The 15198-nt window shown below is 69.5% G+C and carries 14 protein-coding genes and 1 pseudogene; 12 read left to right on the top strand and 3 right to left on the bottom strand.

What is annotated here, in order from left to right; genetic code table 11:
• Positions 1-32 precede the first annotated feature (32 nt).
• From ON30_RS21230 to hpf, 10 genes are all read left to right on the top strand, one after another.
• The gene (locus ON30_RS21230; RefSeq protein ID WP_040709494.1) at positions 33-665 is read left to right on the top strand and encodes a TetR/AcrR family transcriptional regulator; all 633 of its coding nucleotides are present in this window, start codon (positions 33-35) and stop codon (positions 663-665) included.
• Positions 666-846: 181 nt separating this feature from the next.
• Positions 847-2004: an alkane 1-monooxygenase gene (locus ON30_RS21225; protein WP_040709491.1), complete on the top strand. Its 1158-nt coding sequence runs from the start codon at positions 847-849 to the stop codon at positions 2002-2004.
• Between the two features lie 31 nt (positions 2005-2035).
• A complete protein-coding gene (locus ON30_RS21220; RefSeq protein WP_245554149.1) occupies positions 2036-2779 on the top strand; it encodes an esterase/lipase family protein in 744 nt (247 codons plus the stop codon).
• A gap of 102 nt (positions 2780-2881) precedes the next feature.
• The gene (gene ahcY, locus ON30_RS21215; protein ID WP_040709490.1) at positions 2882-4366 is read left to right on the top strand and encodes an adenosylhomocysteinase; all 1485 of its coding nucleotides are present in this window, start codon (positions 2882-2884) and stop codon (positions 4364-4366) included.
• A gap of 138 nt (positions 4367-4504) precedes the next feature.
• Entirely contained in the window at positions 4505-5152 is a 648-nt protein-coding gene (locus tag ON30_RS21210; protein WP_040709489.1) for a dTMP kinase, read from the top strand.
• A gap of 78 nt (positions 5153-5230) precedes the next feature.
• Positions 5231-5908: an MtrAB system response regulator MtrA gene (gene mtrA / locus ON30_RS21205; RefSeq protein ID WP_040709488.1), complete on the top strand. Its 678-nt coding sequence runs from the start codon at positions 5231-5233 to the stop codon at positions 5906-5908.
• A gap of 76 nt (positions 5909-5984) precedes the next feature.
• Positions 5985-7769: an MtrAB system histidine kinase MtrB gene (mtrB, locus tag ON30_RS21200; RefSeq protein WP_373282599.1), complete on the top strand. Its 1785-nt coding sequence runs from the start codon at positions 5985-5987 to the stop codon at positions 7767-7769.
• Positions 7766-9571, top strand: a complete 1806-nt coding sequence (lpqB, locus tag ON30_RS21195) for an MtrAB system accessory lipoprotein LpqB (protein WP_040709487.1) — start codon at positions 7766-7768, stop codon at positions 9569-9571. Before mtrB ends, lpqB begins: the two co-directional genes overlap by 4 nt.
• Before the next feature lie 147 nt (positions 9572-9718).
• The gene (locus ON30_RS21190) at positions 9719-10363 is read left to right on the top strand and encodes a ComF family protein (protein ID WP_040709486.1); all 645 of its coding nucleotides are present in this window, start codon (positions 9719-9721) and stop codon (positions 10361-10363) included.
• 301 nt (positions 10364-10664) lie between these two features.
• The gene (gene hpf, locus ON30_RS21185; RefSeq protein WP_040709485.1) at positions 10665-11366 is read left to right on the top strand and encodes a ribosome hibernation-promoting factor, HPF/YfiA family; all 702 of its coding nucleotides are present in this window, start codon (positions 10665-10667) and stop codon (positions 11364-11366) included.
• Positions 11367-11426: 60 nt separating this feature from the next.
• Here the strand turns inward: hpf and ON30_RS21180 are convergent, their stop codons facing one another.
• Genes ON30_RS21180 through ON30_RS21170 form a run of 3 tightly spaced genes read right to left on the bottom strand, consistent with a single transcriptional unit; the run spans position 11427 to position 13136 of the window.
• On the bottom strand, positions 11427-11951 hold the full coding sequence (locus tag ON30_RS21180) for a zinc metalloprotease (protein ID WP_040709483.1): 525 nt from the start codon (positions 11949-11951) through the stop codon (positions 11427-11429).
• A gap of 55 nt (positions 11952-12006) precedes the next feature.
• Positions 12007-12435 carry a hypothetical protein gene (locus tag ON30_RS21175; RefSeq protein WP_157183802.1) on the bottom strand — a complete coding sequence of 143 codons (429 nt, stop codon included), beginning with the start codon at positions 12433-12435 and terminating at the stop codon, positions 12007-12009.
• A 17-nt stretch (positions 12436-12452) separates the two neighbouring features.
• On the bottom strand, positions 12453-13136 hold the full coding sequence (locus tag ON30_RS21170) for a helix-turn-helix domain-containing protein (protein WP_051029695.1): 684 nt from the start codon (positions 13134-13136) through the stop codon (positions 12453-12455).
• A 362-nt stretch (positions 13137-13498) separates the two neighbouring features.
• Here ON30_RS21170 and ON30_RS21165 point away from each other — a divergent pair, with 362 nt between their 5' ends.
• Together ON30_RS21165 and ON30_RS21160 are read left to right on the top strand one after the other, a co-directional pair.
• Positions 13499-14791, top strand: coding sequence for an acetyl-CoA C-acyltransferase (locus ON30_RS21165; protein ID WP_040709479.1), 1293 nt, complete (start codon positions 13499-13501; stop codon positions 14789-14791).
• Between the two features lie 25 nt (positions 14792-14816).
• Positions 14817-15198: pseudogene (locus ON30_RS21160) on the top strand (S9 family peptidase); the annotation flags it as partial.

Below are 15198 nucleotides of genomic sequence, written 5' to 3'. Positions count from 1 at the left end.
CTGGGACGCGGGCCCGTGACAATGTCGCGGGTATGCCGCGTCCCGGACCGAGGGTTCCCTACCAGGAAGCCGCGCGGGTGTTGTTGCGCACCTCGGTCCTGGACGCCGTGCGCGAACTGCTCACCGAACGCGACTGGGCCAAGATCACCCTGGGTGACGTGGCGACCAGGGCGGGCGTGAGCAGGCAGACCCTCTACAACGAATTCGGCTCGCGGGCCGGTCTGGCGCAGGCGTACGCGCTGCGCCTGGCCGACGATCTGGTCGACCACGTGCACACCGCGATCGACGGCAACGTCGGCGACGCGCGGGCCGCGTTCCGGGAGGGGCTGGCCGGCTTCTTCCTGGACGCGGCCACCGACCCGCTGGTGCGTTCGCTGCTGGCGGGCGAGGTGAAACTCGACCTGCTGCGGTTGATCACCTTGGACGCCGCCCCGCTGCTGGACCACGCGACCGAGCGGTTGGCGACGGCGTTCGAGAACAGCTGGGTGGATGCCACCCGGGCCGAATCCGAGGTGTTGGCGCACGCGTTGGTGCGGATCGCGTTGAGTTACATCCCGACGCCGCCGGGGCCGGGGCGTAATGCCCCTGTCGAGCTCAGCGAGTTGCTGGCGCCCTATGTGGAGTCGATCCTGGCGGCGCGGGCGCGGTCCCAACAGGGTTCCTGAGGGGCTCTCGCCGGTAGCCGGGCACATGCCGTGCCTCGCGTCACCTGTGAAGGATTCCAAAAACCGACCAGGCCGCTTGTAACAGACACCACGTTTCTCGTTCTAGAGAGTGTGTAACGAACCGAAACGCTGTATGTATGGTGTCGCAACGAAGTCGGCGTAATGGAGTAGCGGGGCAAACGTGCAATCAGAGGGCAAACGGTCGGGTTCCCCCGATCCCAAACGCCACCTGTGGGTGCTCGGTCTGATTGCTCCCGCCTGCGCGCTGCTGCCCTCGCAGTTGGTGTTGCACACCGATCTGGAGATCTTCTGGTGGATCGGCCCGATCATCGTGCTCGTCGTGATCCCGGTGCTGGATGTTCTCGTGGGCGAGGACGGCACCAATCCCCGCGACGAGGACTACGAGGTGCTCTCCAACGACCGCTACTACCGGTGGTGCACCTACCTGTTCCTGCCGATCCAGCTGATCGGCCTGGTCATCGCCGCCGCGATGTGGGCGGGCGACGATCTGAGCGTCGTGGACAAACTCGGGTTGGCCGCCACCCTCGGATTCGTCAGCGGCATCGGCATCAACGCCGCCCACGAACTGGGGCACCGGGTCGAGAGTCTGGAGCGCTGGCTGGCCAAGATCGCGCTCGCGCAGTCCGGTTACGGCCACTTCTTCGTCGAACACAACCGCGGGCACCACGCGCGCGTCGCCACCCCGGAGGATCCGGCCAGCGCGCGCCTGGGCGAGACGCTGTGGGAGTTCCTGCCGCGCAGTGTCGTGGGCGGGTTCCGCTCGGCCGTCACCCTCGAACGCCTCCGACTGGCCCGGCAGGGTCGTCGGTGGTGGAGTCCGCACAACCACATCCTGCAAGCCTGGTCGATGACGGCGGTGCTGTTCGGCGGGCTGATCGCGCTGTTCGGGATCGCGGTGCTGCCGTGGCTGCTGTTGCAGGCGGTGATCGGGTTCGGGCTGTTGGAGACGGTCAACTACGTCGAGCACTACGGACTGCTGCGCGAGCGGCGGCCCAACGGCCTGTACCGGCGCTGCTCGCCGCGCGACAGTTGGAACAGTGATCGCCTGGTCACCAACATCTTCCTGTTCCATCTCCAGCGGCACAGCGATCATCACGCCAATCCGGGCAGGCGCTATCAGACGCTGCGCACCTCCACGCAGGCCCCGCAACTGCCCGCCGGGTACGCGGCCATGATCGTGCTGGCGGCCGTGCCGCGGGTGTGGCGGGCCGTGATGGACAAGCGGGTGCTGGCGCACTACGACGGCGACATCACCAAGGCCAACATCCAGCCGCGCAAGCGTGGCAGGTTGCTCGCCGAGCACGGGGCCACGGTCTGACGGTCGAGTGCGGTTAGGTTAGGCTGCGCTAATGTTGTCCAGGATGTCGGTGCTCGCCGTCGCCGCCGCGGCGGTCGCCACCCCGCTCGCCGAGCCCACCGCCCACGCCGCCGAAACCCCGCGCGGCGTCGTGCTGGTCGTCCCCGGTCAGTCCATCGGCGCGCTGCCCTACCAACCACTGGCCGCCGCGTTGCGCGCCGACGGCTACGCCACCCGCGTCCTGGACCTGCGCGGTTTCGACATGGTCGCCGACGCGGATGCGGTCGCCACGGCCGTCGACGCCGCGCGCGCGGACCATCCCGGCGTGCCGGTCGCGCTCGTCACCCACAGTGTCGGCGCGGTCAGCAGCCGTTACTACCTGCGCGAACTCGGCGGCGCGGACCGGATCGCGACCTACGTCGCCATCGGCGCGCCGCAATACGGCTCGCCCGGCGCGTGCGGTCAACCGGTCGGGGCCGAGGTCTGCCCCGGCACCGAATTCATGACCGCCCTCAACACGGGCGACGACACCCCCGGCCGCACCGCCTACTACTCGATCCGCAGCGAGCGCGAATGGACCGACGGCCGTCTCGACGGCGGACAGTGCCGGATCACCCCCTTCGCCTCGCTCGGCAACGGCGGACTCGACCACACCCTCGAGCCGGTGATCCCGGTGGTGGAGTCCCAGGTGCGCGGTGCGCTCGCGGGCGTCTGCGACGGCGTCTCCGCCGACGACCCGGAGGGCGCGGTCGACGAACAGTCGAGCCTGTGGCCCGCGGGCGTGCCCTTCGGCTGAGCGGCCCCGGTCCGATTCCGCAGTCGGCGGCTTGGCTTACCGACGGGCGGACGGACTAGCCTTTGAACGAACCGACATTCACCGAGAGGCTGAGCCAGGCGCATGACAACCTCAGAACTTCCCGCACGTACGTCCCTGACCGCCGATGTCCGCAACGGCGTCGACTACAAGGTGGCGGATCTGTCGCTGGCCGAGTTCGGCCGCAACGAGATCCGGTTGGCCGAACACGAGATGCCCGGTCTGATGGCGCTGCGCCGCGAATACGCGGAGGTCCTGCCGTTGCAGGGCGCGCGGATCTCCGGATCTCTGCACATGACCGTGCAGACCGCGGTGCTGATCGAGACCTTGGTCGCCCTCGGCGCGCAGGTGCGCTGGGCCTCGTGCAACATCTTCTCCACCCAGGACCACGCCGCCGCGGCGGTCGTCGTCGGGCCGCACGGCACCGTCGACGCCCCCTCGGGCACCCCGGTCTTCGCCTGGAAGGGCGAGACCCTCGAGGAGTACTGGTGGGCCGCCGAGCAGATGCTCACCTGGCCGAACGAGCCCGCCAACATGATCCTCGACGACGGCGGCGACGCCACCATGCTGGTGCTGCGCGGCGCGCAGTTCGAGAAGGCGGGCACCGTGCCGCCCGAGGACGAGAACCACTCCGCCGAGTACAAGGTCTTCCTGAACCTGCTGCGCGAGCGCTTCGAGACCGACAAGGGCAAGTGGGGCGCGATCGCCGAATCGGTCAAGGGCGTCACCGAGGAGACCACCACCGGCGTGCTGCGCCTGTACCAGTTCGCCGCGGCCGGTGAACTGGTGTTCCCGGCGATCAACGTCAACGACTCGGTCACCAAGTCCAAGTTCGACAACAAGTACGGCACCCGCCACTCGCTGATCGACGGCATCAACCGCGGCACCGATGTACTCATCGGCGGCAAGAAGGTATTGATCTGCGGCTACGGCGATGTGGGCAAGGGCTGCGCGGAATCGCTTGCCGGACAGGGCGCGCGGGTGCAGGTCACCGAAATCGACCCGATCAACGCGTTGCAGGCGCTGATGGACGGCTACGACGTGGTCACCGTGGAGAAGGCGATCGGCGAGGCCGACATCGTCATCACCTCGACCGGCAACAAGGACATCATCACCCTCGAGCACATGAAGGCGATGAAGAACCAGGCCATCCTGGGCAATATCGGCCACTTCGACAACGAGATCGACATGGCCGCCCTGGAGCGTTCGGGCGCCACCCGGCTGACCATCAAGCCGCAGGTCGACCTGTGGACCTTCGGTGAGTCCGGCAAGGCGATCATCGTGCTGTCGGAGGGGCGTCTGCTCAACCTCGGCAACGCGACCGGCCACCCGTCGTTCGTGATGTCGAACAGCTTCTCCAACCAGGTCATCGCGCAGATCGAGCTGTGGACCAAGCCGGAAGAGTACGACAACGAGGTCTACCGCCTGCCCAAGCACCTGGACGAGAAGGTCGCCCGCATCCACGTCGAGGCGCTGGGTGGCGAGCTGACCAAGCTCACCAAGGATCAGGCCGAGTACATCGGCGTCGACGTCGAGGGCCCGTACAAGCCGGATCACTACCGGTACTGAGTCCCGAACCTCGCGTGTGCCCCGCCGGGTCCGCCCGGCGGGGCACACCCGTGTCCCGAGGTGCCCGGCGACCGTATTCGCCGAGAAGCGGTCGGGGTCTCGCGGGAATCGTCCCGGCACGCCTGTAACCTGCACGGCATGGGAGCGCTGGTATCGGTCGAGGGGCTCGACGGAGCGGGCAAGCGAACGCTGATCGACGGCGTCGCGGCGGGTCTGCGTGCCGGCGGCGCGCGGGTCGCGACGCTGGCCTTCCCGCGCTACGGCGGTTCGGTGTACGCCGATCTGGGCGCGGAGGCGCTGCGCGGCAGGCACGGCGATCTGCTCGACTCGGTGTACGCGATGGCGCTGATGTGGGCGCTGGACCGGGCGGATTCGCTGCCGGAGCTGTCGAAACTGCTGGCCGACAACGACATCGTCATCCTGGACCGCTACGTCGCCTCCAACGCGGCGTATTCGGCGGCCCGCCTGAAGGAGTCGGCGGACGGCGAAATCACGCGCTGGGTGGGTGAATTGGAGTTCGACCGCTTCGCGCTGCCCGCGCCCGACCTCCAGGTCCTGCTCGACGTCGCGACCGAGGTGGCGGCCGAGCGGGCGCGCTCGCGCGAGGCCGCCGACGCCGCCCGCGCGCTGGACGCCTACGAACGCGATGGCGGACTACAGGATAGAACGGCGACGGTATATCGTGACCTGGCCGAACTGAACTGGCGCGGGCCGTGGTGGGTATTCGGTTCCGATGACGATCCGAGATCGCTGACCGCGCGTTTAGCCGAATTTGTTGCCGGATAAGGTTGGATGTGCGGCGGGTTCGCACCATTAATGGCGTGGCGGCCCGATCCTGGCCTGGGAGATGACAACATAGTAATTATGAAGCCGAAGATTCTGGTCGTCGACGACGATATGGCGCTCGCGGAGATGCTCACGATCGTCTTGCGCGGGGAAGGGTTCGACCCGCATGTGGTCGGCGACGGCACGCAGGCGTTGACGGCGGTGCGCGAATTGCGTCCCGACCTCGTGCTGCTCGACCTGATGCTGCCCGGTATGAACGGCATCGACGTGTGCCGCGTGCTGCGCGCCGACTCCGGGGTTCCCATCGTGATGCTCACGGCCAAGACCGACACGGTCGACGTCGTGCTCGGGCTCGAATCGGGGGCCGACGACTACATCGTCAAGCCCTTCAAGCCCAAGGAGCTGGTGGCCCGGGTGCGCGCCCGGCTGCGCCGCACCGAGGAGGAGCCCGCCGAACTGCTGTCCATCGCGGATATCGTCATCGACGTGCCCGCGCACAAGGTCAGCCGGGCGGGCACGCAGATCTCGCTGACCCCGCTCGAGTTCGACCTGCTGGTGGCGCTGGCCCGCAAGCCGCGCCAGGTGTTCACCCGCGAGGTGCTGCTCGAACAGGTCTGGGGCTACCGGCACGCGGCCGACACCCGGCTGGTCAACGTGCACGTGCAGCGGTTACGCGCCAAGGTCGAGAAGGACCCGGAGAACCCCGAGATCGTGCTGACCGTTCGCGGAGTCGGGTACAAGGCCGGACCGCCGTGACCGATGGCGAGGAGCGTCCCTCGGACGCGCGGGGGAGCAGGACCGATCTCGCGCCGACGGTGGGATCGGTCGTCGCGTGGATCGGATACCGGCGTTGGTGGCGACGTGGTTCAAAGAGGTCGGCACCGCGCTGGGACATCTGTGGCGTCGTTCGCTGCAACTGCGGGTCATCGTCTCGACGTTGACGCTGTCGCTGATCGTCATCACCATCCTCGGGGTGGTGCTGACCAGCCAGATCACCGACCGGCTGTTGGACGCGAAGATCAACGCCGCCGTCGAGGAGATGGACCGCGCCCGCAACACGGTGGAGAGTCAGCTCGCGGGCGTGCACGACATCGGCACCCAGCAGCAGCGCCTCGCCGATGCCCGCAACGCGCTGTCCAATCGCGGCGGCACCGGTCAATCCAGCGGCGTCGCGGGCAGTTTCGATTCGGCGCTGAGCATCGTCGGCGGCACGCCGCAGCAGCAGATCTCGGTGGGCCCGATCTCGGAGATCCCCGACGAGCTGCGCCGGTTCGTGCAGCGCAACCAGGTCAGCTACCAGTTCGCGACGGTCGCCGATCCCGACGGCTACCACGGGCGCGCGCTGATCATCGGCAGTCCCAGCGCGGAGATCCCCACGCTGGAGATGTACCTGGTCTTCCCGCTGGCCAACGAGGAACGCAGCCTGGCGCTGATGCGCGGCACCATGATGATCGGCGGCTTGGTGCTGCTGGTCCTGCTGGCCGCGATCACGGCGCTGGTGACCCGTCAGGTGGTGTTGCCGATCCGCTCGGCCGCGCGCATCGCCAGCCGTTTCGCCGACGGCAGGCTCAAGGAACGCATGTTGGTGCGCGGCGAGGACGACATGGCCCGGCTGGCGCAGGCGTTCAACGAAATGGCCGAGAGCCTGTCGAACCAGATCACCCAACTGGAGGAATTCGGCAATCTGCAACGTCGGTTCACCTCCGATGTCAGCCATGAATTGCGCACGCCGTTGACCACGGTGCGGATGGCGGCGGATCTGATCCACAGCAGCAGCGACGAACTCGATCCGGCTCTGGCGCGCAGCGCGGAATTGCTCGTGACCGAATTGGACCGATTCGAGGGTCTGCTCAACGATCTGCTGGAGATCAGTCGACACGACGCGGGTGTGGCCGAATTGCAGATCGAATCGCTGGACGTGCGCATGTGCGCGCGGGCCGCGATCACCACGGTGCGGCACCTGGCCAAGGACGCCGGTATCGAAGTGGTCGTCGACCTGCCGGAGGACCCGCTGGTCGCCGAGGTCGATCCGCGCCGCGTGGAGCGGGTGCTGCGTAATCTGCTCGCCAACGCCATCGATCACAGCGAGGGCAAGCCGGTGCTGATCCGGATGCGCGGGGACGGCGAGGTCAACGCGGTGGCCGTGGTGGTCCGCGATCAGGGCGTCGGCCTGCGTCCCGGCGAGGAGAAGCTGGTCTTCAACCGGTTCTGGCGGTCGGACCCGTCGCGGATGCGGCGCTCGGGCGGTACGGGGCTGGGCCTGTCGATCAGCGTCGAGGACGCCAACCTGCACGAAGGCCGGTTGGAGGCGTGGGGCGAACTCGGCGTCGGCGCGAGCTTCCGGTTGACGTTGCCGCTGGTGCGCGGCCGCAGGATGGGCGCGAGCCCGCTGCCGCTGGAGCCGATGTCGCGCAAGTCGACGCGCCCGGCCGATCCGGAGCCCGCCGAATCCCCGGATGTCGCGGCGGTCCCGTTCCCGCACCACCCGGACACCCCCGAGACCCCCGAGGCCGGGAGCAACGGCACCGCGCCGGAGGCCGGGCGAACGGGCGAAGGCGACACCGCCGGGCCCGACGGCGGCGGACGGGTGCGCGAATCCGGGGACGTACAGTCATGACCGTGTCTGTCCGACTCTCGCGTCGTCACCCGCTGTTGCTCGGGGTGCTGGCGCTGGTCGTCGCGATGCTGGGCGGGTGCGCGAGCCTGCCGGAGTCCTCGGCCCCGCAAGCGTTGGGCACCATCAACCAGGAACCGACCTCCGAAGGGCCGGTTCCGCCCGCGCTCGGCCGCGATCCCGGCCTGCTGCTGCGCGATTTCCTCCAGGCCACCGCCGATCCGGCCAACCGGCACGCGGCCGCCCGGCAGTACCTGACCCCGGCGGCCGACGCCCGGTGGGACGACACCACCAGCACGGTGATCGTCGACCGGCCCGACACACTGCTCGAGTCCAGGGCCGAGGACACCGCGACCTACCGCATCCGCGCGCAGCGGGTCGCCGAAATCGCGCCGGACGGTGCGTACCGGGCCATCGAGGGTCCGCCGCTGGAGTACAAGATCGAGATGAGCAAGGTCGGCGGGGAGTGGCGGATCGCGGATCTGCCCGACGGCGTGGTGATGGACGAGACGGCCTTCGCCAAGTCCTATCGCCGCTACATGCTCTACTTCGCCGAACAGTCCGGGTCGGCGGTGGTGCCGGACCTGCGCTGGGTGTCCTCGCCCAAGAACCAGCTGACTCAGCGCCTGATGACGCTGCTGGTCGAGGGGCCGCAGCCCGGCCTGGCTCCCGTGGTCCGCAACAATCTCGCGCCCCCGGTGTCGCTGCGCGGGCCGATCACCAAGGCCAACGGCGACCCCGAAGAGGTCGGCGTCGGTCTCGGCGGGGTCAGGATCGATTTCGCGGGGGCCTCGGCGCTGGCCCCACGCGACCGCGAACTGCTGGCCGCCCAGGTGGTGCTGACCTTGGCAAGGGCCGACATCCTCGGTCCGTACGTCCTGCTCGCCGACGGGCGTCCGCTCGACGACCGCTACGCCGCCAACGGGTGGTCGGCGGCCGACGTCCAGCAGTTGAGCCCGGAATTCATCGCCCAGAACCGCGTCGGCCTGCACGCGCTGCGCCAGGGGTCGCTGGTCGAGGTCGACGCCGACGGCATCCAGCCCGCGCCCGGCTACTTCGGCGCGGTCAGCAACCTCCAGTCGGCGGCGCTGACCCCTGACGGCCAGTTCGTCGCCGCGGTGGCCGACGCGGGCCGCCCGGCCCCGGAACCGCCGCGCACGCTGATGGTCGGCAACTACGGCGGCACCCAGTTCCCCGTGGCCGAGGGCACCACGATCAGCAGACCCTCCTGGACCGCCGACGGCAGTGCGGCGTGGGCGGTCATCGACGGCGAGCGGGTCATCCGGGTGGTCAACGACCGCGGCACCGGCACGGTCTCGCTCGAGGACGTCGACATCTCCGGCCTGACCTCGGGCTCGGAAGGGCTGCGCCTGCCGATCACCGAGGTGCGGATCTCGCGGGCAGGCGTGCGCGCGGTGCTGATCGCCGACGGCAAGGTCTACGTCGCCGTCGCGGTCCGCAAACCGGACGGCAAGTACGCCCTGAACTCGCCGATCCCGGTGGCCGTGGACGTCGGCACGCCCGCGGTGTCGGTGAACTGGCTCGGCGGCGACACGATCTTCATCGCCTTCCAAGGCAATGTCGACCCGGTGCGCACCGTGCAGATCGACGGGTCGGGCCTGCTGCCGCTGACCGGACGCAACCTGACTCCGCCGGTGCGCTCGGTCAGCGTCTCGCTGGAACACCAGTACGTCGCGGATTCGCGTGCGGTGCTGGAACTGACCAGCAACCCCGACGGCGGCGAACCGTACTGGCGCGAGGTCCCCGGACTGGGGGAGAACGCCGTCCCGGTGCTGCCGGGCTGAGGTGTCGGTGCCCGGGCGGGACCGAGGTGCCGGAGTTCGGGCCGGGATGCCGGTGTTCGGGCGGGGCTGAGATGTCCAGCCCGGGCCGGACGGGGTATCGGAGCACGGCCGAACCGGGATGTCGGTGCCCGGGTGCACACTCGGGCGATGCGCACCTTGCTCGACCTCGTCCTGCCGCTGTCCTGCGGTGGCTGCGGCCTGCCCGGCCTCGCCTGGTGCTCCGAATGCGCCCGCGCGTTGGACGCGGGACCGATCCGTATCCGTCCCCGGCTGGACCCGGGCGTGCCCTGCTGGGCGCTGGCGCCCTACGCCGGTCCCGCGCGACGTGCGGTGCTCGCGGCCAAGGAGCGCGGTCGCCGCGATCTGGCCGAGCCGATCGGCCGGGCCACGGCCGCGGCGCTGTCCGGGATGCGCACGCCCGGAAGCGCTCTGGCGCTGATTCCGGCGCCGAGTCGCCGTGCGGCGGCTCGGCGGCGCGGCGGCGATCCGGTCCTGCGCGCGGCGCACGCCGCGGCGCGGTGGCTGAGTGATAGCCAGGTGCTTCCGATCCTGTGCCTCTCGCCGGGGGTCCGCGACTCGGTCGGGTTGACCTCGACGCAACGCCGCCGCAATCTGCAGGGTCGGGTCCGGGTGTCGCCCGGGTGGCGGCCACCCTGGCCGACGTGCGCGAACGTCGAGGTAGTCCTGCTCGACGATGTGGCGACGACCGGGGCCACCGCGCGCGAATCGGTACGCGCGCTGACCCGCGCGGGAGCCCGCCCGGATGTCGTGCTGGTGACCTGCGCCGCTTGACTCGGGAAAATTCGCGTGAAAACTGGCGGACTGCCCGTCGGCGTACTACCGTCGCGGACACACACCGAACCGGGAGTTGGGAGGTGGCGCAACGGACAACTTCGTGCCGTGCGATTCCCCGACGTGAGCAGGGCGGACATGCCCCAGGAGTGACCACGACGGGTCCACCGGTCATCAGGTTCGGCCGGATCAGAACTCGCTCGGCGCGGATCGACCCCGCCGCACGGGAATCAGGCCGTGCGGCCAGATCCGGGAGGTACGCGTGACGACTTCTTCACGACCTTCAGTGCAAGATCCTTCGATGCTCGACACGGGCACGTTCGAATCAGCCGAGTCACCCGAGGCGGAGCGGGAGCCCAAGGCCCCGCGCGCGGACGTCGTGGTCAAGGGCCGCAACGTCGAGGTGCCCGATCATTTCCGCGTCTACGTCGCGGAGAAGCTTTCCCGTCTGGAACGCTTCGATCCGTCGATCTTCCTCTTCGACGTCGAACTGTTCCACGAACGCAACCGTCGTCAACGCAAGAGTTGCCAGCGCGTCGAGATCACCGCGCGCGGTAAGGGTCCCGTGGTTCGCGCCGAGGCGTGCGCGGACAGTTTCTACGCCGCGCTGGAGTCGGTGACCTCCAAGTTGGAGAGTCGCCTTCGTCGCACCAAGGACCGCAGGCGGGTGCACTACGGGGAGAAGACCCCGGTCTCGGTCGCCGAGGCGACCGCCGATCTGGTCGACGATCACCTGTTCGCGCTCACCAACGGCGACGCCGCCCACACGCACCCGGGCGAGCGCGCCGACACATCGGCGCTGTCGCCGGACTACGAGGCCGGTCCCGGCCACATCGTGCGCACCAAAGTGCACTCCGCGACCCCGATGTCGGTCGACGACGCCCTCTACCAGATGGAGCTCGTCGGTCACGACTTCTTCCTCTTCCACGACCGCGCGACCGATCGTCCGTCGGTCGTGTATCGCAGGCATGCCTTCGACTACGGGCTGATCCGCCTGACCTGACACCTCGACACCGAGGCCCGGCCCGCGTCGCGCGGCCGGGCCTCGCCGTGTATCGGGCGGCTAGTGCCGCCGGTCGCGGAAGAAGGTCCGGTGCAGCAGCGAGTCGCGGCGCTGGGAGCGCATCGCCTGCAACATCACCATGTCGGCGAAGGTCTCGGCGTCGCGTTCGCGCATGCTGCCGTAGTCGGTGCGGCCCAGCACGTGCCGGATGGACTCCGGGGCGATGGAGGGCAGCAATTCGGTGACGGCAGCGAGGGTTTCGGCGTTGGGCAGGTCGGCGTCCCGGTCGGGGGCCGGGCCGTGGCCGAGCAGCATGTGCCCGAGTTCGTGGGCGACGATGTGTTCGGCGTGCCATTCGGTGGCGTCCGCGCCGTAGACGATGACGTCGCTGTCCTTCTTGGCGATCCACAGCCCGCTGCCGGTGCCGCAGCCGGTGCCGACCAGGACGGCGGTGTCGACCGGATGCAAGGTGATGGGACGGTCGCGATAGTCGGCGACCGCCGCGAGATAGGCGGTCAGATCCCAGGGTTGCGGAAGGGGGACTTCCCGGGACAGTTCCCGGAACCGGGTGTCCATACCGGCCATGCGACGCGATCTCCTACAACTGTTCGGCGCTACGCCCCCCGTGTAGGTGACGATGCTACCGACTCGTCGGCGGGACGTCTTCGGTGCTCTGGATCAGTCGGGCCAGCCGGGCCGGGTCCACCTCGGAACCGCGCAGCGCGATGCTGGCGACGTTGGCGTCGCGCATGGTGGCGAGCAGTTCCAGTTCGCGGTCGATGGCCGCCGCCGAGGGCCCGGTGGTGGTCAGGTAATCCGGTTTGACGCCGAAACACTGGGCGATGGCGGCCAGGACCTCCGGTTCGGCCGCTTCGGTCGCGCGGTCGTCGAACGCGCCCGCGCGCATGCGGTCGATGTGATCGGTGGGGATCGCGCGGCGCAGCGCGCCGCTGACCTGTTCGGCCACCGAGGAGGTGCTGCGCTGCGGCGCCGACCGCGGCCGCATGGTCTCGAAAAGGCGGTTGATCTTGTCGCTGAGCTCCAGACCGTTGCGCGTGCTGTCGGTCATGTCCATCACCATCTTCACTACTGTCTGCCGTTTCTCGATGTGCCGTGCGCGGCCAGCCATCGGCTGCGGAAGCGGGCCTCGGTGCTCGCGTCGATGTCGGTGACGCGACTGGCCAGCCAGCGTCGGTAGCGCCGTTCCTCGATCTCGTCCGGTTCGCCCGCCGCGACGGGCACCTCGAGCAAGTGGGCGAAGGCCATCTCGACCAGCGGATGCAGATCGCGTCCCGGTCCGCCGTTGCGTTCGAGCATGGCGGTGGCGTAGCGGGCCGACAGGCGCGACACGACGCCGTTGAGGTCGGCGATGGCCGCGGCGATGCGCGGGTCGACGGCGCCGAGTTCGACGGCGTCGGTGAGTCGGCCGGAGGCGGCGAGCAGCGCCGTGAGGTCGGAGAGCTCGAAGCGGATCGAGTCGGGGCCGGAGACGATCGATTCGTCGTCGCGCTGTTCGACGTGTTCCTCGGTCGGGCTGCCGCCCGCGTAGGTGCGCGCCGCGCTGCCCGGCCGCCACCTCAGCGGCGCGTCGAGTTTGTTGAGCGTGTGGATGCTGATCGCGGCGTCGCCGTCCTCGATCTTGCGGATCGTCGGAGCCGAGGGTCCCCCCAGGTCGCCGATCTGCATCTGGGTGAGGCCGAGTTGATCCCGCCGCTCTCTGATGATCCGGCCGAAGCGCTTCTGCCGCGACAGCTCCGAAGTGCTTTGCATAGTGGGCCTCAGCGTAGAGGTCTGGCAACTGGATGGCAAGTTAATCGAAAAGATTTGAAAAGTTTGTAGAAATATTGCTACTGTACTGCTGCGCCGAAGCCCACCGACCGCGTCGGGATTCCGGGGCGAGCAGGGGCGTTCGCCGGGATGAGCGGCTTCGTCGTGCGAGAACGCGGCAGTCCGGCTCAGCGGATTCGGAGGGGATCGCTGAGTCGTGCGGCGCGTCTCGGGTCGGGGTGGGTGCGGTGGGGGGATCGCCGGGCGCGTCGAACGACGCACCCGGCGGTTACCCGCGCCACCCCGTGGACCTGGAACTTACCTCGCGGTAAGTTTGTGGGGCAGGTCTCTCGAAAGGAATCCCCATGGCTACCAAGGGCGCTCGCCGTGCCGTCGTCGTCTCCGGTGCTCGGACCCCGTTCCTGCGGGCGTTCACCGACTACACCCGAATGGATTCCATCGCACTGGCCGACGCCGCCGTGCGCGGACTGCTCGAACGCACCGCGCTGCCCGCCGGTCAGGTGCAGGCCATCGTGTGGGGCGGGGTGATCCTGCCCAGCGCGGCCCCCAACATCGCGCGCGAGATCGCCCTGGACCTGGGGCTCGACGCCGGCTGCGAGGGCTACACCGTCACCAGGGCGTGCGCGTCGGGATTGCAGGCGGTCACCTCGGCCGTCGCCGCGATCGAACGCGGCGAATACGACATCATGATCGCCGGCGGCAGCGACTCCACCAGCAACGCCGAAGTGAAACTGCCGCAGAAGATCGTGCACGCGGGCGCCCCGATCGCCCTGGGCAAGCCCAAGCCCAAGGACTACGTCTCGGCGCTGCGCCAACTCGCCCCCTTCACCGACATCCTGCCCACCCGGCCCAAGATCGCCGAGCGCACCACCGGCGAGGTGATGGGCGAATCGGCCGAGAAGATGGCGCGCATCCACGGCATCTCCCGCGCCGACCAGGACGCCTTCGCCGCGCGCTCGCACCAGCGCGCCGCCGCCGCGATCGAATCCGGCCGCTTCGACGACGAGGTGCTGCGGGTGCGCACCCCCGAGGGCGTGGAGATCGACCGCGACGGACTCGTCCGCGCGGGCGCCAGCGTCGAGAAGTTGGCGAAACTGAAGCCGGTCTTCGCCGAGAACGGCACCGTCACCGCGGGCAACGCCAGCCCGCTCACCGACGGCGCGTCCGCGGTGCTGCTGATGAGCGAGCAGGCCGCGCGGGCGCTGGGCTACAAGCCGCTGGCCGCCTTCCGGTCCTGGAGCTACGTCTCGGTCGACCCCACCGACCAGGTGCTCATCGGTCCCGCGATCTCCATGCCGCGCGCGCTGGACAAGGCGGGGCTGAGCCTGGGCGAGGTCGACCTGGTCGACATCCACGAGGCGTTCGCCGCGCAGACCCTGGCGGTGCTGAGCGCGCTGGGCAGCGACGAATGGGCCAAGACCCGCCTCGACCGCGACACGGCGGTCGGCGAGGTCGACATCGATCGGCTCAACGTGCACGGCGGTTCGGTGTCGCTGGGTCACCCGTTCGGCGCCACCGGCGCGCGCATGGTCACCACCGTCGCCAACGAGTTGGCCCGCACCGGCAAATCGACCGCGCTGCTGGGGATCTGCGCCGCGGGCGGCATCGGCGCGTCGGCGGTGCTCGAACGGGTCTGATCCCGCCCCGACTAGCCTGAGCCGGGTGACTTCCACCGAACTGCCCTTCGGGTCCTGGCCGACTGCCCTCACCTCCGAACACGTCGTCGCCGCGGCGGTGCGACTCGGGGAGGTGCGGGTGGACGGCACGGACGTCTACTGGTCCGAGGGCAGGCCCGGCGAGGGCGGGCGGACCCAGATCGTGCGCCGCGCCGCCGACGGGACGGTGACGGATCTGCTGCCCGAGGGCCGGGACGCGCGCACGGCGGTGCACGAATACGGCGGCGCGGCGTGGTGGGTCCGCGACGGCGTGCTGTGGTTCACCGACTGGGCCGACCAGCGCCTGTACCGGCTCGCACCGGGCGGCGAACCGGTGGCGCTGACCCCGGAATCGGCCGTTCCGCGCGGTGATCGCTACGCCGACGGCG

The sequence above is a fragment of the Nocardia takedensis NBRC 100417 genome (assembly GCF_000308695.1).
GTDB classification, from domain to species: Bacteria; Actinomycetota; Actinomycetes; order Mycobacteriales; family Mycobacteriaceae; genus Nocardia; species Nocardia takedensis.
This window is presented reverse-complemented; position numbering and strand designations above follow the sequence as displayed.

Excerpts from the sequence above, each read along its gene's own strand:
- ON30_RS21230 (WP_040709494.1), top strand. The coding sequence starts at position 33 with ATGCCGCGTCCCGGACCGAGGGTTCCCTACCAGGAAGCCGCGCGGGTG.
- ON30_RS21220 (WP_245554149.1), top strand. The coding sequence starts at position 2,036 with ATGTTGTCCAGGATGTCGGTGCTCGCCGTCGCCGCCGCGGCGGTCGCC.
- ahcY (WP_040709490.1), top strand. The coding sequence starts at position 2,882 with ATGACAACCTCAGAACTTCCCGCACGTACGTCCCTGACCGCCGATGTC.
- ON30_RS21210 (WP_040709489.1), top strand. The coding sequence starts at position 4,505 with ATGGGAGCGCTGGTATCGGTCGAGGGGCTCGACGGAGCGGGCAAGCGA.
- mtrA (WP_040709488.1), top strand. The coding sequence starts at position 5,231 with ATGAAGCCGAAGATTCTGGTCGTCGACGACGATATGGCGCTCGCGGAG.
- lpqB (WP_040709487.1), top strand. The coding sequence starts at position 7,766 with ATGACCGTGTCTGTCCGACTCTCGCGTCGTCACCCGCTGTTGCTCGGG.
- ON30_RS21190 (WP_040709486.1), top strand. The coding sequence starts at position 9,719 with ATGCGCACCTTGCTCGACCTCGTCCTGCCGCTGTCCTGCGGTGGCTGC.
- hpf (WP_040709485.1), top strand. The coding sequence starts at position 10,665 with ATGCTCGACACGGGCACGTTCGAATCAGCCGAGTCACCCGAGGCGGAG.
- ON30_RS21180 (WP_040709483.1), bottom strand. The coding sequence starts at position 11,951 with ATGGCCGGTATGGACACCCGGTTCCGGGAACTGTCCCGGGAAGTCCCC.
- ON30_RS21175 (WP_157183802.1), bottom strand. The coding sequence starts at position 12,435 with ATGACCGACAGCACGCGCAACGGTCTGGAGCTCAGCGACAAGATCAAC.
- ON30_RS21170 (WP_051029695.1), bottom strand. The coding sequence starts at position 13,136 with ATGCAAAGCACTTCGGAGCTGTCGCGGCAGAAGCGCTTCGGCCGGATC.
- ON30_RS21165 (WP_040709479.1), top strand. The coding sequence starts at position 13,499 with ATGGCTACCAAGGGCGCTCGCCGTGCCGTCGTCGTCTCCGGTGCTCGG.